Consider the following 17,542-nt stretch of genomic DNA (forward strand, 5'->3'; position numbering starts at 1 on the left):
TAGAATTGGGTGACCCAGTGGTCCAATCATAGCCGCTGGATCATAGCCAGAGGGAGCCGCCGTGCCGGAAGACCTTTTCCGCGAACTGACCCCGGTCCGCACGTACGAGCTGGTCGTCGAGCAGATCGCCGGCCTGATCAGCAGCGGCGAGATCGCTCCCGGTGCGCGGCTGCCGCCCGAACGTGAGCTGGCGCAGCGGTTTCGGGTCAGCCGCAACGTGTTACGCGAGGCGTTTCGCGTACTCGAAGCGCGTGGCATCGTCTGGTCGCGCGCCGGCGGCGGTCGTTTTGTCCGCGACGCCAACATTTCCGCGCGGCTCTCACCGGCGGGTGTGGTGCTGCGGCTGGAAAATGCCGCGATCCTCGACATCCTGGAGGCGCGCGAGCTGCTGGAGGTGCAGGTCGTACGGTTGGCGGCCGAGCGCACCGACGAGCGGCGCGGCGCGGCCGTGCTGGCGGCCGCCGAGGTGTCGACCGGGGGATGGCAGGCGAACGCGGCATTCCACCGCGCGCTCGCGGCGGCGACCGGCAACTTCATGCTGGAACACCTGGTCGGCCTGCAACTCGACTTGCTGAGCGACATCCGGCAACGCGCGCATTATTCGCAGGAGTCCGCGGAGGCTGGACTCGCCGAGCATCGCGCGATCGCCGAAGCGGTCGTACGCGGCGATGTCGACGCGGCCGAGGCGGCGATGCGTGATCACCTGACGCACACGCGAAAGGCTGTCGCGGATGGCTGACACGGTGATCGTCGGCGGTGGCGCGATTGGCTGCGCGACGGCCGTCTATTTGTTACGGGATGAGCCATCGCGAGATGTGGTCGTGCTGGAACCGGATCCGACGTACGCTAAAGCCGCCACGCCGCGCGCGTCCGGTGGCGTACGACAACTGTTCAGCTGTCCAGAAAACATCGCGCTCTCGCGTTATACGCTCGAGGTCACCAAGACCGACACCTGGCATCGCAATGGCTATCTTTTCATCGCCAGCGTGGCCGACACGGACGCGCTCCGAGCGAATTTCGAAACTCAGCTGGCGATGGACGTACGCGCCGAGTGGCTGGAGCCGGCGCACCTTGCCGAGCGTTTTCCGTTGCTGGCAACCGACGATCTCGGGGCGGCGGTCCTGTCCGCTGACGACGGATGGCTCGATCCGCACACCTTCCTCATGCGGCTGCGCTCCGAGGCGGAGTCGCTCGGTGCGCGGTTTCTTCGTGATCGAGCCGTGGACTTCGCTTTCAAAGGACGGCTGGTCTCCGAGGTCGTGCTCGCTTCCGGCGACCGGCTGCCGGCCGAGCACGTGGTGAACGCGGCCGGATGTTGGTCGCCGGAGCTGGCGGCCAGAGCCGGCGTGCCGATTCCGGTGGAGCCGATGCGCCGCTACGAGCATTTCGTGGAGGCCGACGGCGATTTCGGCGCGCTGCCGTTCGTCAAGGACCCGGCCGGACTCGCGCTGCGGCCGGAAGGCGCCGGACTTTCCGTCGGCCTGGTGGACTTCGGTCATCCAGGCGGCTTCGACGAGACGATCGACTCCAGCTATTTCGACAAGGTGGTGTGGCCGGCGCTGGCACATCGCGTGCCGGCGCTGGATCGCGCGCGGTTACGGTCGACGACCGTCGGACACTATGACCAGAACCGGCTCGACGGCAACGCCATCATCGGAAACTGGCCGCAGGCCAGGGAAAATTTCTATTTGGCCAGCGGATTCTCCGGCCACGGCCTGATGCACGCGCCTGGCGTCGGACGCGCACTGTCCGAGCTCATCGCCTACGGCGAGTTCCGCACGATCGACCTCGGCAGGCTCGGCTATGGGCGGATCGTGAAAAACCAGCCGTACGCGGAGCGCGGCATCAGGTGAGCCACGCGGCAGCGACCAGAGAAATGCCCTTGTCGATGGTCGTTGCGCTCAGATGGCTGAAACCAAGGACAAAGCCGGGTCCGGTGCCGCCATATCGGCCAAACGGCACGACGTTGACGCCAACGTCGGCAGCGGCGCGTACGAGCTCGTCCTCGGCGCCGAAGGATGCCGGCAACGTCACGACGGCATGCAGGCCGGCGGCAACCCCGGTGACGCGCGCTTCGGGCAGCTGGTCGGCGAGTGCGCGCACCAGCGTGTCGCGTCGTTCTCGGTACGTACGCTGGCAAAGTCGCAGCTGCCGGTCATAGCGGCCGGATCGCAGGAAGGCGGCGAGTACGGCCTGGTCGAGCACCGGCCGGCCGCGATCGTCGCCGTGTTTGAGCGCTGCCAACGGTTCGAGCAGCCGCGCCGGCGGCAGGAGCCAGCCAAGCCGCATCCCCGGCGCGAGCGACTTGCTGACCGATCCCGCGTACGCTACGAGATCCGGTGCTGTCGACTGCAGAGCGGCCAGCGGCGCGCGGTCATAGCGAAACTCGCCGTCGTAATCGTCCTCGATGATCAGCCCGCCGGTGTCGCGAGCCCACTCCAGCAGCTGTTTTCGGCGCGGCGGTTGATAAACGATGCCGGTCGGAAACTGGTGCGTCGGCGTGACGAGCGCCGCATGGCAGCCGCTGGCGGCCAGCGCGTCGACATCCATGCCGTTCTCGTCGACCGCGATCGACACTGACGACACACCGGCGGGACCGAAGATCGAGCAGCCTTTCGAGTCGCCTGGCAACTCTTCGCCAATGAGAGTTTTGCCCTGAGTACGAAGAAACCTGGCCACCAGACTGAGCGCCTGCGCGAAGCCGCCGCAGATGATGATCCGTTCCGGATCCACGACCACGCCGCGCCGCCGCGACAGCAGCGCAGCCAATTCCGTACGCAGCGGCAGAAAACCGCGAGAGTCGCCGTAGTCGAGCACGGCGTGCGGCATCTCGGTCAGCACCTTGCGGCACAGGTTGGCCCACGCCGCGCGAGGAAACAGCGACAGGTCGGGCGAGCCGGGCTTGAAGTCGACCAGCGGCGCGGCGGCTATCGGGGCTGGCGGTGGTGCCTGGCGAGGCAGATCGACGACCCAGGTGCCGGCGCCCTGCCGGCCGACCAGGTGACCTTCGGCGACCAGCCGGCCATAGACCTCGGTCACCACACCGCGCGAAACGCCGAGGTCAGCGGCCAGCTCGCGGCTCGACGGCAGCCGCGTGCCGGCGGCGATGTGGCCGGACCGTACGGCCTGGCGCAGCGCGTCCTCCAGCATCCGGCCACGCGCACGGCGGGGGCTGCGCGCGGCCGTGACCAGCAGCTCCCACGCGGCAGTGGTCCATGAACTCTCCATCGGAATGGACCTTATCCGCGACCCGTCCCGCCTCATAGCGTCGGCACATGATCAGCGACAAGGTGCGTGGCGGCCTGCTCTGCACGGCCGCGATGATGCTGGTCGGCAGCTCGTTTCCGGCCTCCAGCCTGCTCGTCGGCTTCCCGTACGCCGGCGGACAGGCGATGCGTTACGCCGTCGCCGCGGCGATCCTGCTGCCGCTCGCGTTTCGGCGCGGAGCGCCCCTGCCGGCGCGCGTACGACCGCGCGACTGGCTGCTGCTCGTGCTGCTCGCGGCGACCGGCCTGGTCGGCTTCAACTTCGCCGTACTCGCCGCGCTGCGCACCGCCGAGCCGGCCGTCGTCGGCGTGATCGTCGGCTGCGTACCACTTCTGCTCGCGGTGATCGCACCGTTGACCTCGGGAAAGCGGCCGTCCGTCCGCATGCTCGCCGCGTCGGCGGTCGTCGTCGCCGGTGCCGCGGTGGTGCAGGGGTTTGGCCGCAGCGACCTCGCCGGACTCGGCTTCTCGTTGCTCGCGCTCGCCGGCGAGGCGGCGTTTTCGCTGCTGGCGGTGCCGTTGTTGCCGCGACTCGGCGCGATCGGTACGTCCGCCTACAGCACGGTGGTGGCCGCGCTCGAGGCGTACGTCATCGCGCTCGTCGTGGACGGTTTTCCGGGCGTACGCGTGCCGACCTTCGTCGAGCTGCTGGCGTTGCTGTGGATCGCCTTGCCCGTCACGGTCGTGGCCTTCATCTGTTGGTATGGCGGCCTCGTCCGCATCGGCGCAGCCAGCGCCGGCTTGTTCGCCGGCGTCCTGCCACTGACCACAGCGGTCGTCGCGCCACTCGTCGGCACCGGCACGTTTGGCGTCTGGCAGCTGGTCGGCGGACTGACGGTGGCCGGTGGTCTCGCGGTCGGCCTGGTGGGCCGGAGCCGCGCGGCTAAACCATTGGTGACTGAGACTACTCCCTAACCTTCCCTATTATTCCCTATCGCGTGTTAGTTTAGGGAACATGGAGGAAGAACTGTACTCGGTTGAGCAGGTGGCCAACCTGCTCGGCCTGCATGTGAAGACGGTCCGCGGCTATGTCCGCGACGGCCGGTTGAAGGCCGTACGGATCGGCAAGCAATACCGGATCGCACGCGCCGACCTCGCCGACTTCACCGGCGGGGCGACGCCTGCGCCGATCCGCGAGTCAACGGTGCGCCAGCGGCGGTCAGAGGTGTCCAGTGTCGTGCAGATCGACGCCATCGGCACCGCCTCCGCCAACCGGATCAGCCTGTCGCTGACCGGCGCAGCCAACACGCGTACGCACGACGGCACGCGGTTGCGCATCGACGCCATCTACGACGAGGAACGCGCCAGCCTGAAGATCATCCTGCATGGCGATCTGGAAAACGTCGCGGAGTTGCTCAAGCTGATCAACATGATTCTGGAGGACGAACGATGACGGGGATCTGGCGCTCGACGGCCGGCGAGCAAGCGGTCAAGGAGCAATATCGGGCGATCCTGGGGCACTGGCCGGTGCCGGCCGAGCAGCGTATCGTCGCGACCGGCTTCGGCGACACGTTTGTGCTGGTCAGCGGCCCAGCGGAGGCGCCGCCGGTGGTCCTGCTGCACGGCTCGGCCGGCAACGCCGTCACCTGGATGGGGGATATCGCCGCGCTCGCGCAGCGGTTCCGCGTCTACGTCGTGGACATGATCGGCGAGCCTGGTCTCAGCGCGCCGACCCGGCCGGGGCTGGAGTCCGGAGCGCTCGCCGCATGGCTCGCCGAGGTGTGGGACGCGCTCGGCCTCGAGAAGGCCGCGCTGGTCGGCATGTCGCTCGGCGGCCTGGTCTCGCTGCAGTTCGCGACCAGATATCCGGAGCGCCTCGAGCGGCTCGGCCTGCTGTGCCCAAGTGGCATCGGCCGCCAGCTGATCGGCAAGGTCCTGCTGGCACTTTTGGTGCGGCCATTCGGAAAAGGGGGCCGGCGCAAGGCCGCCGAGCTCATCCTCGGCGCGGTCATCGAGGCGCCGGACGGTCCGGCCAGGGTGATCGCCGATTTCTTCGCCCTGGTCAACAAGAACTTCAAGCCGCGGATGGGAAAGATGCCGCCGCTCACCGACGCGGAGCTGCGCCGGCTGGCGATGCCGGTGCTGGCGATCGTCGGTGGCCGCGACGCGATGCTCGACTCCGCCGAGACCAAGCGGCGGCTGGAGGCCAACGCGCCGCACGCGAAGGTGTTGCTGCTGCCGGAGCGGGGCCACCTGCTGATCGGCTTGACCCAGCAGATCGAGGAGTTCCTGACCGCGGGGAGGGCCCATGCCTGACCAGCTGCGACAGATCCACGGCGTCCCGGTGTACGTGTGCGCGCCGGACGGTGCGCTCATCGGCGGCGAACGGGATGCCGTGGACCTGCTCGGTGACATGGCGGCCGGTCGCGCGGAAATGATCGCGATCCCGGTCGAGCGGCTGGTGCCGGACTTCTTCCGCCTACGCACGGGGATCGCCGGCGCGGTCGTACAGAAATTCGTCGGCTACCACACAAAAGTGGCGATTGTCGGCGACGTTTCCGCGTACGCGGTGGAAAGCGGACCGCTGCGCGACTGGATCCGTGAGAGCAACAACGGCCGCGACCTGTGGTTCACCGCCGATCTGGCGGAGCTGGAGAAACGGCTCGGCGGTTAGGTGCGAAACAACCCTAGGGGCGATCCAGCAGAGGCAACAACGGATTCCAGGCGTCACCGTCGCGCCGCCGCCGCGCGATGGCGCTCAGTGCCTCCAACACGACGCGGTTGGCGAGCGCGGCGGTGATGTCGGCGTGGTCGTACGGTGGACTCACCTCGACCACGTCGACGCCGGCGATCGGCAGCTCCAGGCAGCACCGGCGTACGGCGTCGAGCAGCTGCCGCGCGCTCAACCCGCCCGGCTCCGGCGTGCCGGTGCCAGGCGCGTGACCGGGGTCGGCCACATCGATGTCCACGGACAGGAAGACACCGTCGCACTCGTCGGTGGCGATGCCGAAGGCCTCGGTCAGGCAGTCGTCGAGGCCGCGATGCACGATCTCGGTCATCTCGTACGACCGCATGCGCTGCTCGGCCATCCAGTCCAGCGTCGCCGGCTCCGGCCAATAGCCGCGCAGGCCGATCTGCAGGAACCGGTCGCCGCGCAGCGCACCTGACTCGATGAGCCGGCGCATCGGCGCGCCGTGGCCCCACAATGAGCCAAACTCGATGTCGCCGGTGTCGGCGTGTGCGTCGAAATGCACCATTGAGACGCGACCGTGGCCGACGACGTTGGCGACGCCTTTGGCGTCCGGAAAGGCGATCGCGTGGTCGCCGCCGAGGATCATCGGGATCGCGCCGGCGCGTGCGACCTTCTCGACCGCGACCTCCAGGTCGGCCAGAGATTTCGCCGCGTCGCCGGAAAACATCTCGACGTCGCCGGCGTCGACGACGCGCAGGTCGCGCAGGCCGTCGGCGCGCAGCGCGAGGCTCGGCCGCGATCCGTCGTGCGGCAGGTAGTCGGTGCCGCGGATGGCCTGCGGTCCAAACCTGGTGCCGGGCCGGTGCGAGGTGCCGCCGTCAAAGGGAGCGCCGACGATCACGACGTCGGCGTCGGCGTACGTCTCCGGCGCGTCCAGATCGCACCGGTCGACGCCGAGGAAGGTGATGTCCGGACCGTACTGCGCGCCATAGCGGGTCATGATCCAGACCCTAAAGGCCGCGCGCGAGGAGGTCGAACGCGTCGTCGATCAGCGCCTCGATGTCTTTCTCGGATGTACGCGACCGCTGCTCCGCGGTCTGCATCGCGGCGAACGCGGCGCCGACGACCAGATGTGGATATTGGTCGGTTTCCGGATCGGTGCCGATGCGCGTCGCCAACTCGTTGGCCATCGCCAGCATCGCCGCGTCGATCTGGTCGCCGAGCCTCATCCGGGCGAAAAGCTCGGGATGACGCTCGTACAACTGCTGGAGCAGCTGGGTTTCCTCGTGCAGGTTGGCGAAGTTCGCGGCGACCGCCATCGCCTTGACGACCGCGCGCATCGACTCAAGCGGCGCCTCTTTGGCCGGTCGCGCACGCAGCTCGGCGAGGATCTCGTCCTCGGTCCACTGGAACGGCTCGATCGAGTAGACGTCGTCTTTGCTGGCGAAATAGTTGAAAAACGTGCGCGGCGCGATGTCGGAGGCCTCGCTGATCTCCTCGACGGTGACCGAGTCCGGTCCCTTTTCCAGCGCCAGCCGCACGGCCGCGGCTCTGATCAGCGCGCGGCGAGCGACCTTGCGCCGCTCGCGCCGAGCCGCGGTCCTGTCCATGGGATGCATCGTATCTGTTCTTGCGATAGGTGCTTACTTTGCATAGAGTGCACTTTACGCATTCGATGAAAGGAACACGATGACGTACGAGGATGCGATGGACGCCGGACGTACGGCGTTGGCCGCGGGGGACTGGCGGACCGCCTATCGGCATTTCGGCAAGGCTCACGGACTCGGTCACGATGTGCTGGCGCAACACCTGGCCGCGCATCGCGGGATGTTGCGGTCTGCGGTGCGTGGCCTGCGGCCGGTCAAGGTCGTGACGCAGCTGTTTCTGATGGCCGGCGCGTACGTTTTCGACCGCGGCCCTCAGGGACGCTCGGTCGTCCAGTAGGTCAGCGCCAGGATCGGCAGCAGGGCACCGAAAACCGCGACACCGGTCCAGCCGCCAAGGTGGTATGCGTAGGCGCCGAGCTGCGAACCGATCGCGCCGCCAAGGAAAAACGTGGCCAGGTAGACGCTGTTGAGCCGCGACCGCGCGGCTGGATCGAGCGCATAGATGGTGTGTTGTCCGAAAATCAGCGACCCTTGTACGGCCATGTCGATCAGGATCGCCGCGACAGCAAGAAAAATGACGTTGTGCGCGCCGAATCCGGCGATCCCGAAGGCGACCGCGGCGGTCACGAAGGCCGCGGCGGTCAGTGGACGCGACAGCCCGCGGTCGGCCAGCCGGCCGGCTATTGGCGCGACCAATGCTCCGCCGGCGCCGACCAGCGCGAAAATTCCCACTCCCAGCTGGGAAAAGCCGAACGGTGGCGCGGTCAGCACGTACGACACCGTCGTCCAGAAAGCGCTGAACGCGCCGAACATGGCGGCCTGGTAGAGCGCGCGGCGCCGCAGCGGCTGGTGCTGGCGCACCAGTCGTACGGTCGACAGCAACAGCTCTGCGTATGGCACACGTGTCGTCGGTTCGCGGCGCGGCAGGGCGAACCGCAGCGCGACGGACAGGACGGCCATCATGCCTGCCGCGACAAGGAAAACCACCCGCCAGTTGGTCGCCTCGGCGAGCAGACTGCCGACCGTACGCGACAGCAGCACGCCAAACAGCAGGCCGCTGACCACCTGGCCGACGATCCGTCCGCGCAGGTGGTCGGGGGACAGGCCGGCCGCGTACGGCACCAGGATCTGCACCACGACCGAGGTCGCGCCGCTGATCAGCGCGCCGGCGAGCAGCAGCGGATAGGTCGGCGCGATGCCGGCGACGGTAAGACCGACCGTCGTGACGACGAGCAGGGTCGATACCAGGCGGCGCGTCTCGGCGCGGTCGCCGAGCGGCACCAGCAGGATCATGCCAGCGGCGTAGCCCAGCTGCGTGGCGGTGATCAGGCCGCCGGCCGCCACCGGGGTGATCTTGAACGTGTCGCCGAGCAACGACAACAGTGGCTGGGTGTAATAGAGATTCGCGACGGTCAGGCCGCAGGCCACCGCCAGCAGCAGGACGAGCCAGCCGGGCGGTGCCTCGGTACGACGATCGGTGACGGTCACTGGACTCCTCAAACGGAACCGATTTAACTGGTTCCTGAACGTACCAGTTAAACCGGTTCTTGGAGTACGGTGACGTACATGACAGCGCGTTTTCGCCAGGGTGCCGGCCGGCTGAGCCTGGACTATGTCCGTACGCTGCGCCGGCGCGGCAAGCCAGGCGCCGTCGAGGAACTGCCGGATCCGGAAGCACTGGCCGCCTGGATCACCGAGTGCAGTCCGATCCCGGTCTCGACGCTGCCGACGCCGGAGCAGGTGGCTGTCGCGCAGGACCTGCGCGAGGCGGTGTATGGGCTGCTCACCGGCTCAGACGGCGCGGCGGGGCGACGGCTGGTCAACGCCGCCGCGGCGCGTCCGACGCCGGCGCCGGAGCTGGACTCGGCCGGCGGCTTGCGGTGGCGGGCCGACGACACGGTCGAGGCGACGCTGTCGCTGGTCGCGCGGGACGCGGTCGACCTGGTCAGCTCGCCGGCGATCCACCGCGTACGTCCGTGTGCCGATCCGGACTGTTCGGCGCTGTTCCTGGACAGTTCGCGGCCCGGCAGGCGCCGCTGGTGCTCGATGGACACCTGCGGCAACCGTGCGAAGAAGGAGTCGCTGCGCGCGCGTACGGGATGAGTGCGGCGGCGAGACAGCCGGCGCTGGCGAGGCACACCGCCGGCCAGCCAGCCATCCGGTAGACGATGGAAGCTATACCCGCGCCAAGTACACCCCCGGATGTATACGCCGTCATGTACACAGCGGCGATACGCGCGCGAGCGCCCGGCACCAGCGCGTACGCGACGCTCATGTTGAGCAGGTGCACGCCGCCGGCCGAGATCTCGCCGGCGACCAGGCCGGCGATCAACCACGGCAGGCTCGCGCCGCCGAGCCACAACATCAGGAACGCGGCCACGCCGAGGCCGAGCAGCAGCCCGGTGAGCGGTCGCTCGAGGCCACGGTCGGCGGCCCGCCCCGCCACCCTTGCGGCGACCCCGCCAAGCGCTCCGAGCAGCAGAAACAGGCCGATCGTCGCCGGCAGGAAGTGGTACGGCGGAGCGGCGAGCAGAAACGCGATCGTGGCCCAGAAGGCGCTGCGCGTGCCGAAGACGCAGGCGCCGATCGCCGACCGCCTACGCAGCACCGGCTCGGTCGCCGCCAGCCGTACGGTCTCGCGAAACTGCCGCCGATAGCCGATCGCGACCTCCGGCGGCGACGGCGGCATCGTCCGCGAGACGACCATCATCAGGACGAATGTCACGACCGCGGCGACCAGGAACAACGCGCGCCAGCCGATGACCTGCGCGACCAGGCCGGCGACCGTACGCGAGAGCACGACACCGGTCAGTGTGCCGCCGAGCACGGTGCCGACCGCGCGGCCCCGCTCGCCGTCCGGGGCCAGCGTCGCCGCGTACGAGACGAGGATCTGGACGACGCCGGCGGTCGCGACGCCGAGTGCCACGCCGGAGACGAGCAGCACGGCGACGCTCGGCGCGGCCGCGGTCGCCAACACCGCGACGACCTCGACACCGAAGAGCGTACGGATCAGCGGCCGCCGGCTGACGATGTCGCCGAGCGGCACCACCAACACCAGCGCGAGCGCGTATCCGACCTGGTTGAGGCTGGTCAGCGCGCCGACCCACGGGTCGCCGGCGAAGGTCGCCGCCATCAGCGGCAACACCGCCTGGCAGTAGTAGAGGTTCGCGGCGGTCAGTCCGCAGACGACGGCGAGCAGGCTTTTCGGCACGTCCACGAACGGTACGGCTCGAATGGGTCCGTTCTAAGATCCATTTTCGTGACGGATTCCTGGCCCATTTCCGGCGTCGATCTGCATCTTGAGCTGGACCTGTCGCGCGGCCGGCGCGACGCACTGGAGCAGGCGTTGCGTGCGGCCGTACGCGATGGCCGGCTCGCGCCGGACGCGCGTTTGCCGGCGACCCGGAGGCTCGCGGCCGACCTCGGCCTGTCGCGCGGCACGGTCCGCGGCGCGTACGACCAGCTCATCGAGGAGGGATATCTGACCGCGCGACAGGGCTCCGGGACGGTCGTCGCTCGGCTTCCCGCAGCCGGCTCGGTCGCCGCCGATCCGCGGGTCGTCGCGCCGCGCCACGATCTGCGGCCGGGAAGTCCGGACGCGACCGCTTTTCCGGTCTCCGCCTGGCTTCGCTCGGCGCGGCGAGCGCTGACGGCGGCGCCGGCGGAGGCATTCGGCTATGGCGACACGCGTGGCCGGATCGAGTTGCGAACGGCGCTCGCCGACTATCTCGGCCGCACCCGAGGCGTGCTCGCGAGGCCGGAGTCGATCGTCGTCACCAGCGGATACGTGCAAGCGCTCGGCCTGCTCAGCCATGTCCTTGGCGGCCGGATCGCGATGGAGGACCCTGGCGTGCCGCACCACCGCGAGGTCGTACGACGAAATGGTGCAGAGGTCGTGCCGTTGCCGGTCGACGAACGCGGCGCGCGTACGGATCTGCTGGAGGGCGTGGACGCGGTCGTTGTCACCGCAGCGCACCAAAACCCGACCGGTGTGACGCTCCATCCGGCTCGCCGCCGGTCACTGGTTTCGTGGCCTGGCCTGGTCATCGAGAACGACTACGACGGCGAGTTCCGCTATGACCGGCAGCCGGTCGGCGCGATCCAGGGGATGGATCCGGAGCACGTCGTCTATCTCGGCAGTGCCTCGAAATCGCTGGCTCCGGCGCTGCGGCTGGGGTGGATGGTGCTGCCGCCCCGGCTGGTCGAGCCGGTCGTCGACGCGAAGCTGCACGACGACCGGCAGACCGAGACGCTCGGTCAGCTGACGCTCGCGGATTTCGTCACCAGCCACGCGTACGACCGGCACATCCGGTCGTGCCGGCTGCGCTACAAACGCCGCCGCGATCTGCTGGTTTCGCGGCTCGCGCGGGTAAACGGCATCGCCGCCGGCCTGCACGCACTGGTGCCGCTGCCGGCAGGTGGCGAGGCGACCGTACGCGCGGCGGCTCTTGACCTGAATCTCGCGGTCGGCTTTCTGGGGGATCGCTGGCATTCTCGCGGCGACCGTCCCGAAGGCCTTGTCGTCGGCTACGGAACGCCGGCCGAGCATGCATATCCGGCCGCGCTCGACGCGCTCAGTCAGGCGCTATCTTCGTGTCCGCCTGTGTAAAGAGGAAGTCGTTGATGTCCAGGCCAAAGAGCTTCGCAAGCTCGCCGGCGAGCAGCTGGACCGGCAGGATCTCCAACACGGCCTGCGAGATGCCAGTCGTTTTCGGGATGGTGATGGCGTTTGGCCGGCTCTCGGTGGTGATGACGGTGGCCGGAATGCCGGCCTCGGTCAGATAGCCGGCGAGGCGGAGCTCGCGGTCGTCGCCGAACAGCACACAGGCGCGGGTCGAGGTCAGCGACTCCATCGGACCGTGCAGATACTGGTAGGTCTCATAAGCTGTCGCGGTGATCCTGGTCGACTCGCGGATCAACAGGGCACCTTCCGCTGCCGATGCTCTGGCAACACCGGCGCCGACGAAGTCGATCGACGTCACGTCTTTCCACGCCTCGGCCAGATCCCGTGCCTGCTGAGCCGAGTTTTCGAGCGTACGCGCGACAAGCTCCGGCAGCGTGTCGGATTCCTCGCGTACGCCGTCGATCGCGGTGGCGAGCAGGCCGAATGCCTGCAGCGTCGCGGTGTATCCCACCGAGTAGACGCGGCTGTCCCTGCCGTGGCCGAGGTCGACGATCGCGTCGACAACCTCGCCAAGCGGTGCGTTTGCGTCGTTTGTCAGGCCCAGCCGCGCGCCGCCGACCAGCCGTGCCGCCTCGACTGTCTCGCGGCTGCGGCCGCTTTCCGACACGAAGACATACGCGTCGGCGAGATCGCGCCGGCCGAGTGCCAGCAGCTCAGACGCGTCCACATTGGACACCCGACGACCGTGCCTGGCCAGCCGGTGCACCAGTGCGTGCGCCGCATGCGAACTCGCACCCATCGAAACGACGGCGAGATTTCCTTGTCGCCATGGCGAAAGATCGATGGTGTCGAGCGCGTGCCGAACGCTCACGGCCGACTGTTTGAGACGGGCCGGCTGCGCGGCGACCGCCTCGTCATAGTCCAGGTGGTCCATCTCGACTCCTCAGGCTAGACCGGACGCGATGGCGAGTGCGCCGACCACCGGCGGCCGGTCGAGGACGTACGCGGTGAGCCGCGGACAGAGTTTCTCCAACGTGCTCAGGAAAGCCTCACGCAGCTCCGGCTGCGTTTGGATGACGCTGCCGCCGGCGACCACCGCAGTGGCGGGGATGCCGCGGTCGACCAGGCGGCGTACGACCGCCGCCAGCTGCCGTCCACCATCGGCGATGGTGGCCGCCGCGATGACCGATCCTTCCCGCGCCGCGGCGAAAACCTCGCCGGCATAGCTTCCCCAGACGTCGGCGGAGTTGGCGTGGGTGAGGGCCATCGCGAGCTCCGGTCCGTTGTCCACCGCGAAACTGGCCAGCAGCCGGTGGGTGAGTGGATCGCTCGTCTCGCCGGTGTCGAGGTCGGCGAGCACCGCGCGGACCGCCTCTCGGACGAGGCCGGAGGCGCTGCCCTCGTCGCCGAGAACCCATCCCCAGCCGCCGGCGATCACCAGCTGGTCGGCCGCGTCGCGTACGACGGCGATCGAACCCGTGCCGCAGACAACACCGATCGCATGAGGCACTTGCATCGCCGCCGGCATCAGTTCGGCGTCGTTGACGACCCGCACCGGACCGGTGACACGCGTCCGTAGTTGCCGCTGGAGATCGAGACATTGCTCGGTCGTGTCACAGCCGTGCGCGCCGACGGCGATCGCGTTTTTCGTCGCTTCCGAGCCGAAACTCTCGGTGACGAGCCGGGCCAGTGCGGTCGCGTCCTCGACCGGGGAACGTCGGCGCCAGGTCGACGTACGCACCACCCGCTCGTCGGTCACCACGTCACCGCTGCCAGTCGCGAGGTGCGTCTTGGTCGCGCCGATGTCGATGCCGATGACGGTGATGGCCAGCCTCCTCCCGAATGTTTTGGAGGCTAACAAACTGCCTGGGTCACGGCAACAGCATCCGGTCGAGCGCACGCGCGATGGCGATGTGTACGGCGCCGAGCACGGTCGCGCTGTGGCCGAGCGCGCCGACCGTGACTTCGGTGTCCCAGGCCAGCTCGCGCAGCGTACGGTGGACTTCGGGCAGCACGAGCTGGTTTTGGCCGACACCGCCGCCAAGCACGACCAGACCGGGGTCGATGACGCCGAGGACCGCCACGGCGAGCCGACCGATGTCACGGGCGTGCTGGTCGACGACGCGGCGGGCCGCGAGGTCACCGCGGACGGCCGCGGTGAACAGCGCTTCGGCGTCTTTCGGCGCCGCGCCTGCCGAAGCTGGCCAGCTGGCCGCGCAGCGCCGCATCAGCGCGTCCGACCCGAGATGGGTCTCCAGGCCGGCGTGTCGCGGACTTTCCCTCTCGCTCCACGGAAACGGCAGCATCGCCACCTCGCCGGCGGCTCCGTGGGCGCCGTGCAGGAGCTTGCCGTCGATCACGATGCCGACGCCGATCTTCACGCCGACCTGCAGATACGCGAACGTGCGCTGACCGCGTGCGACGCCGATCCGATGCTCGGCGATGGCCGCGCAGTTGACGTTGTTTTCCACGACCACCGGCACTTCCGGCGGCACCGGCAGTGCGCGGAGTTCGGCACCGTCGATGCTCATGCTGGCAGCGTCGTCGGTCGGCTTCGTCGGAGCCGCGACCACGACGTCCCGCAACGGGCCGGCGCGGTTGCCGACATCTGCGCGTACCTTTTTGGTCAATTCCAGGGCTATCGCGGTCGCCGACGTGGTCACGCGTCGCCGGCGTGGCGACATTTTCTCCTCACGCGAGGAAAGTTGGGTGCCGTCCATCGAGTGCGCCGCGACGCGTACGCGCGTCGACGCGACCTCGACGCCGAGCACGTGACCGGCGCTCGGCGCCACCGAGTAGAGGACCGCGCTGCGGCCGGTCGCACCTTGTGTGGACCCCAGCTCGGCCACCAGGCCGAGCCTGGCCAGCTCGGCGATCGCCACCGACATCGTCGGCCGGGACAGGTCAAGCGACTGGCCGAGCTGCGGCCGGGTGGCCGGTCCATCGGTGACCAGCGCACGCAAAACGGCGCGAGCGCTCTCCGGCAGGTCGAGCCGACCGACTGACTGTGCCATCCTGCTGGCCTTTCCAGATGCGGACACGGAGGACCAGTAAACCGCAAAGTCGTCCGACCGGCCTTGTGAGGGCAGAACCACTTTGTTAGGTTGCAAAACATTCGAGGCTCTAAGGAGGCGTTTCGTGGCCGTCATCCGGGTTGCGCTCGTCGGACTGGACCACTGGTATTCGGCGATTCCGCTGGCCGAAGGCGTCGCGGCCAGAGACACCGTCAGGCTGGTCGGCATCGCCGACGCGGAGCCGGAACGCGCCGCCGAGGTCGCGCGGCGGTGCGGTGTCGACCGCGTCGAGACGCAGTGGGCCGCCTTGGTGGAGGACCCGGGTGTCGACGCGGTGCTGAGTTTTCTCAGTCCTGACCGCAATGCCGAGGTCTGCCAGGCGGCGGCAGCGGCCGGAAAGCACATCATCTCCACCAAACCGATGGCGCGTACGCTCGCCGACGCCACCGCCGTCGTGGATGCCGTACGCTCGGCTGGCGTGTGTTTTCTGCCGGCGGAGTCACGGCAACGGCTCGGGCCGCGCAGCCAGTTCCTGAAAAGCTGGGTCGAACAGGGCCGGCTCGGCCGGCTGGCCAGCGCGACGCAGACGATCTGGGCCGGTCTGCCGCGGCGCTGGCCGGACGATCCCGATCCTGGCTGGTTCGCCGATCCGGCGCGTACGGTCGGCGGCGCGTGGATCGACCACTCCGTCTATCAGCTCGACACGTTGCGTTGGCTGCTGGGCGAAGAAGTCGTCTCGATCACCGGAACCGTCGGCAACGTCAGGCATCCGGACCTGCCGGTCGAGGATATCGGTGTGGCGGTCGTGACATTCTCCGGTGGCGCGATCGCCACGCTGGAGGACACCTGGACGGCGCCTGACGGTGGATTTCAGATGAGCGGCACGTACGTCGGCAGCGAGGGCGCCGTGCGGGTCGACGGCATCGAGAAACGTACGCACGTCCTGGCGGATTTTCCGCCGTTCCAAGGATGGATCCAGACCGCCACGCCGGCCGGCCACGACCAGGCCGCCGACATCGACCACTGGGTCGCGGTGATCCGCGAGGAGGCCGAGCCGATCGCGACCGTGGCCGACGGCTGGCGCAATTTGGCCGCCTGCCTCGCTTTCTACGACGCCGTTCGGACCGGACAGCACGCCACGCCGGAGGTGGCGCCATGGTGACCGCGCCGCTGCGGCTGGGCATCCTTGGTGCCGGCACGATCGCGACCTCGGGGATCGGCCTGTTGCCTTACCTGCCACAGATTTCCGACAAGGCCGCTGCCGTCGCCATCGCGGATGTCGACAAAGATCGCGCACAGTCGGTGGCCACGTCGTACGGCATTCCCCAGGTTTTCGCCGATCTGGACGAGATGCTCGACGGCGCCGAGATCGACGCCGTGGTCAACCTGACGCCGATCCCGGTGCACGGCGACACCTGCATTCGCATCCTGTCCGCCGGAAAGCACCTGGCGACCGAGAAACCACTGGCCACCACGATGGCCGATGCGGACCGGATGTGCGCTCTGGCGGAGGAAAACGGCCTGATCGTCGTCTGCGCGCCGTTCAACATCCTCTATCCGGACCGGCTGGCCGCTCGACGGCTGATCCGCGACGGTGCGATCGGAAAAGTCGCGTTCGCCCGGGTCAGATCGTCACACGGTGGTCCGGCGGCAGGCGCGTGGCCGCTCGACCCGACCTGGTTCTACCAGAAAGGATCCGGTCCGCTCTACGACATGGGGGTCTACGGCATCCACGAGATCACCGCGCTGCTGGGGCCGGCGAAACGCGTCGTCGCGTTCGCCGGCATCACCGAGCCGGTGCGGACGGTGCGCGGCGGCCCGTACAAAGGCAAGGAAATCGAGGTCACCGCCGACGACAACGTGTTGATGATGCTCGATTTCGGCCAGTCGACCTTCGCTGTCGTCGACGGCACCTTCAACGTGAATGCCGCGCGCGGCCCGAAAGTCGAGATCTTCGGCCGGGCCGGCACGATCAACATCGCCGGCGCGCCGTACGGCGGCGACGGACCGCCGCTGGAGGTCTTCCAGTTGGACGCGCTGCCCGGACTCGGCGGTTGGATCACGCCGTCGCTGCGCGAGATCGAGGCCGAGACACAGCGGCTTTTCGGCCTGCACCGGGCCGTGCTGGCCGACCACCTCGCCGACTGCGTCCTGTCCGGCCGAAAACCGGTGCTCAACGTGCGGCATGCCCGGCATGTCCTGGAGATCATGCTCATGGCCGAGGAATCCGCGCGTACCGGCCAGGCCGTCGAGCTGACGACGACCTTCGAGCTACCGTTGGAATGACCTAGGTGCAAGGTGAGTTTTCCACGCCTCGGCCAGGCGCGCGGCGGGGGAGAACGAACAAACCGGACCAGAGTGTGGCTGGGGCGCCGGAGGTTGCCTTGGCGTCCCGGTAG

The 17,542-nt window shown here is 68.6% G+C and carries 18 protein-coding genes and 1 pseudogene; 11 read left to right on the plus strand and 8 right to left on the minus strand.

Annotation, left to right across the window (positions count from 1 at the left end; all coding sequences use genetic code 11):
• The first annotated feature begins 61 nt into the window (after window positions 1-61).
• The gene (locus GNX95_RS04195) at window positions 62-739 is read left to right on the plus strand and encodes a FadR/GntR family transcriptional regulator (protein WP_163505828.1); all 678 of its coding nucleotides are present in this window, start codon (window positions 62-64) and stop codon (window positions 737-739) included.
• Entirely contained in the window at window positions 732-1,853 is a 1,122-nt protein-coding gene (locus tag GNX95_RS04200; RefSeq protein WP_163505829.1) for an NAD(P)/FAD-dependent oxidoreductase, read from the plus strand. The genes GNX95_RS04195 and GNX95_RS04200 overlap by 8 nt, the downstream gene beginning before the upstream one ends.
• Here GNX95_RS04200 and pdxR (GNX95_RS04205) read toward each other — a convergent pair.
• A complete protein-coding gene (gene pdxR / locus GNX95_RS04205) occupies window positions 1,846-3,228 on the minus strand; it encodes a MocR-like pyridoxine biosynthesis transcription factor PdxR (RefSeq protein WP_222853380.1) in 1,383 nt (460 codons plus the stop codon). The two genes, GNX95_RS04200 and pdxR (GNX95_RS04205), sit on opposite strands and share 8 nt — an antisense overlap.
• Before the next feature lie 47 nt (window positions 3,229-3,275).
• Between pdxR (GNX95_RS04205) and GNX95_RS04210 the strand changes: the two genes are divergently transcribed.
• From GNX95_RS04210 to GNX95_RS04225, 4 genes are read left to right on the plus strand one after another with little or no spacing between them, the layout of a single operon-like run.
• Complete coding sequence (locus GNX95_RS04210) at window positions 3,276-4,181, plus strand: DMT family transporter (RefSeq protein WP_163505831.1); 906 nt, start codon at window positions 3,276-3,278, stop codon at window positions 4,179-4,181.
• A 40-nt stretch (window positions 4,182-4,221) separates the two neighbouring features.
• Window positions 4,222-4,659, plus strand: coding sequence for a helix-turn-helix domain-containing protein (locus GNX95_RS04215; RefSeq protein ID WP_163505832.1), 438 nt, complete (start codon window positions 4,222-4,224; stop codon window positions 4,657-4,659).
• The gene (locus tag GNX95_RS04220; RefSeq protein WP_163505833.1) at window positions 4,656-5,522 is read left to right on the plus strand and encodes an alpha/beta fold hydrolase; all 867 of its coding nucleotides are present in this window, start codon (window positions 4,656-4,658) and stop codon (window positions 5,520-5,522) included. The genes GNX95_RS04215 and GNX95_RS04220 overlap by 4 nt, the downstream gene beginning before the upstream one ends.
• Window positions 5,515-5,880: a DUF4180 domain-containing protein gene (locus GNX95_RS04225; protein WP_163505834.1), complete on the plus strand. Its 366-nt coding sequence runs from the start codon at window positions 5,515-5,517 to the stop codon at window positions 5,878-5,880. Before GNX95_RS04220 ends, GNX95_RS04225 begins: the two co-directional genes overlap by 8 nt.
• Before the next feature lie 13 nt (window positions 5,881-5,893).
• Here GNX95_RS04225 and speB read toward each other — a convergent pair whose 3' ends face one another.
• Together speB and GNX95_RS04235 are read right to left on the minus strand one after the other, a co-directional pair.
• The gene (speB, locus tag GNX95_RS04230) at window positions 5,894-6,898 is read right to left on the minus strand and encodes an agmatinase (protein WP_163505835.1); all 1,005 of its coding nucleotides are present in this window, start codon (window positions 6,896-6,898) and stop codon (window positions 5,894-5,896) included.
• A 10-nt stretch (window positions 6,899-6,908) separates the two neighbouring features.
• Window positions 6,909-7,508, minus strand: coding sequence for a TetR/AcrR family transcriptional regulator (locus GNX95_RS04235; protein ID WP_163505836.1), 600 nt, complete (start codon window positions 7,506-7,508; stop codon window positions 6,909-6,911).
• Window positions 7,509-7,587: 79 nt separating this feature from the next.
• Here GNX95_RS04235 and GNX95_RS04240 point away from each other — a divergent pair, with 79 nt between their 5' ends.
• Window positions 7,588-7,842, plus strand: coding sequence for a DUF3703 domain-containing protein (locus GNX95_RS04240; protein ID WP_163505837.1), 255 nt, complete (start codon window positions 7,588-7,590; stop codon window positions 7,840-7,842).
• Here GNX95_RS04240 and GNX95_RS04245 read toward each other — a convergent pair.
• Window positions 7,818-8,993, minus strand: a complete 1,176-nt coding sequence (locus tag GNX95_RS04245; RefSeq protein ID WP_187369588.1) for an MFS transporter — start codon at window positions 8,991-8,993, stop codon at window positions 7,818-7,820. The two genes, GNX95_RS04240 and GNX95_RS04245, sit on opposite strands and share 25 nt — an antisense overlap.
• A gap of 78 nt (window positions 8,994-9,071) precedes the next feature.
• Here GNX95_RS04245 and GNX95_RS04250 point away from each other — a divergent pair, with 78 nt between their 5' ends.
• Window positions 9,072-9,608, plus strand: coding sequence for a CGNR zinc finger domain-containing protein (locus GNX95_RS04250; RefSeq protein ID WP_163505839.1), 537 nt, complete (start codon window positions 9,072-9,074; stop codon window positions 9,606-9,608).
• Window positions 9,609-9,699: 91 nt separating this feature from the next.
• Here the strand turns inward: GNX95_RS04250 and GNX95_RS42985 are convergent.
• Window positions 9,700-10,722: pseudogene (locus GNX95_RS42985) on the minus strand (MFS transporter); the annotation flags it as partial.
• A gap of 42 nt (window positions 10,723-10,764) precedes the next feature.
• Here GNX95_RS42985 and pdxR (GNX95_RS04260) point away from each other — a divergent pair.
• On the plus strand, window positions 10,765-12,114 hold the full coding sequence (gene pdxR, locus GNX95_RS04260) for a MocR-like pyridoxine biosynthesis transcription factor PdxR (protein ID WP_163505841.1): 1,350 nt from the start codon (window positions 10,765-10,767) through the stop codon (window positions 12,112-12,114).
• On the opposite strand, the gene GNX95_RS04265 is transcribed toward pdxR (GNX95_RS04260), so the two are convergent.
• The 3 genes from GNX95_RS04265 to GNX95_RS04275 are packed head-to-tail and all read right to left on the minus strand — an operon-like array spanning window position 12,080 to window position 15,143.
• A complete protein-coding gene (locus GNX95_RS04265) occupies window positions 12,080-13,063 on the minus strand; it encodes an SIS domain-containing protein (RefSeq protein WP_163505842.1) in 984 nt (327 codons plus the stop codon). The genes pdxR (GNX95_RS04260) and GNX95_RS04265 overlap by 35 nt on opposite strands.
• A 9-nt stretch (window positions 13,064-13,072) precedes the next feature.
• Complete coding sequence (locus GNX95_RS04270) at window positions 13,073-13,990, minus strand: N-acetylglucosamine kinase (RefSeq protein WP_163505843.1); 918 nt, start codon at window positions 13,988-13,990, stop codon at window positions 13,073-13,075.
• A gap of 10 nt (window positions 13,991-14,000) precedes the next feature.
• On the minus strand, window positions 14,001-15,143 hold the full coding sequence (locus GNX95_RS04275) for an ROK family transcriptional regulator (RefSeq protein WP_163505844.1): 1,143 nt from the start codon (window positions 15,141-15,143) through the stop codon (window positions 14,001-14,003).
• Window positions 15,144-15,267: 124 nt separating this feature from the next.
• Between GNX95_RS04275 and GNX95_RS04280 the strand changes: the two genes are divergently transcribed.
• Complete coding sequence (locus GNX95_RS04280; RefSeq protein WP_163505845.1) at window positions 15,268-16,305, plus strand: Gfo/Idh/MocA family protein; 1,038 nt, start codon at window positions 15,268-15,270, stop codon at window positions 16,303-16,305.
• Complete coding sequence (locus GNX95_RS04285) at window positions 16,299-17,429, plus strand: Gfo/Idh/MocA family protein (RefSeq protein ID WP_187369589.1); 1,131 nt, start codon at window positions 16,299-16,301, stop codon at window positions 17,427-17,429. The genes GNX95_RS04280 and GNX95_RS04285 overlap by 7 nt, the downstream gene beginning before the upstream one ends.
• Window positions 17,430-17,542 lie beyond the last annotated feature (113 nt).

The sequence above is a fragment of the Fodinicola acaciae genome (assembly GCF_010993745.1).
GTDB classification, from domain to species: Bacteria; Actinomycetota; Actinomycetes; order Mycobacteriales; family HKI-0501; genus Fodinicola; species Fodinicola acaciae.

What these genes read in the sequence shown, in the direction of transcription:
- GNX95_RS04220 (WP_163505833.1), top strand. Translation starts at nt 4,656, where the DNA reads ATGACGGGGATCTGGCGCTCGACGGCCGGCGAGCAAGCGGTCAAGGAG.
- GNX95_RS04215 (WP_163505832.1), top strand. Translation starts at nt 4,222, where the DNA reads ATGGAGGAAGAACTGTACTCGGTTGAGCAGGTGGCCAACCTGCTCGGC.
- GNX95_RS04275 (WP_163505844.1), bottom strand. Translation starts at nt 15,143, where the DNA reads ATGGCACAGTCAGTCGGTCGGCTCGACCTGCCGGAGAGCGCTCGCGCC.
- speB (WP_163505835.1), bottom strand. Translation starts at nt 6,898, where the DNA reads ATGACCCGCTATGGCGCGCAGTACGGTCCGGACATCACCTTCCTCGGC.
- GNX95_RS04285 (WP_187369589.1), top strand. Translation starts at nt 16,299, where the DNA reads ATGGTGACCGCGCCGCTGCGGCTGGGCATCCTTGGTGCCGGCACGATC.
- GNX95_RS04240 (WP_163505837.1), top strand. Translation starts at nt 7,588, where the DNA reads ATGACGTACGAGGATGCGATGGACGCCGGACGTACGGCGTTGGCCGCG.
- GNX95_RS04235 (WP_163505836.1), bottom strand. Translation starts at nt 7,508, where the DNA reads ATGGACAGGACCGCGGCTCGGCGCGAGCGGCGCAAGGTCGCTCGCCGC.
- GNX95_RS04210 (WP_163505831.1), top strand. Translation starts at nt 3,276, where the DNA reads ATGATCAGCGACAAGGTGCGTGGCGGCCTGCTCTGCACGGCCGCGATG.
- GNX95_RS04200 (WP_163505829.1), top strand. Translation starts at nt 732, where the DNA reads ATGGCTGACACGGTGATCGTCGGCGGTGGCGCGATTGGCTGCGCGACG.
- GNX95_RS04225 (WP_163505834.1), top strand. Translation starts at nt 5,515, where the DNA reads ATGCCTGACCAGCTGCGACAGATCCACGGCGTCCCGGTGTACGTGTGC.
- GNX95_RS04265 (WP_163505842.1), bottom strand. Translation starts at nt 13,063, where the DNA reads ATGGACCACCTGGACTATGACGAGGCGGTCGCCGCGCAGCCGGCCCGT.
- pdxR (WP_222853380.1), bottom strand. Translation starts at nt 3,228, where the DNA reads ATGGAGAGTTCATGGACCACTGCCGCGTGGGAGCTGCTGGTCACGGCC.
- GNX95_RS04250 (WP_163505839.1), top strand. Translation starts at nt 9,072, where the DNA reads ATGACAGCGCGTTTTCGCCAGGGTGCCGGCCGGCTGAGCCTGGACTAT.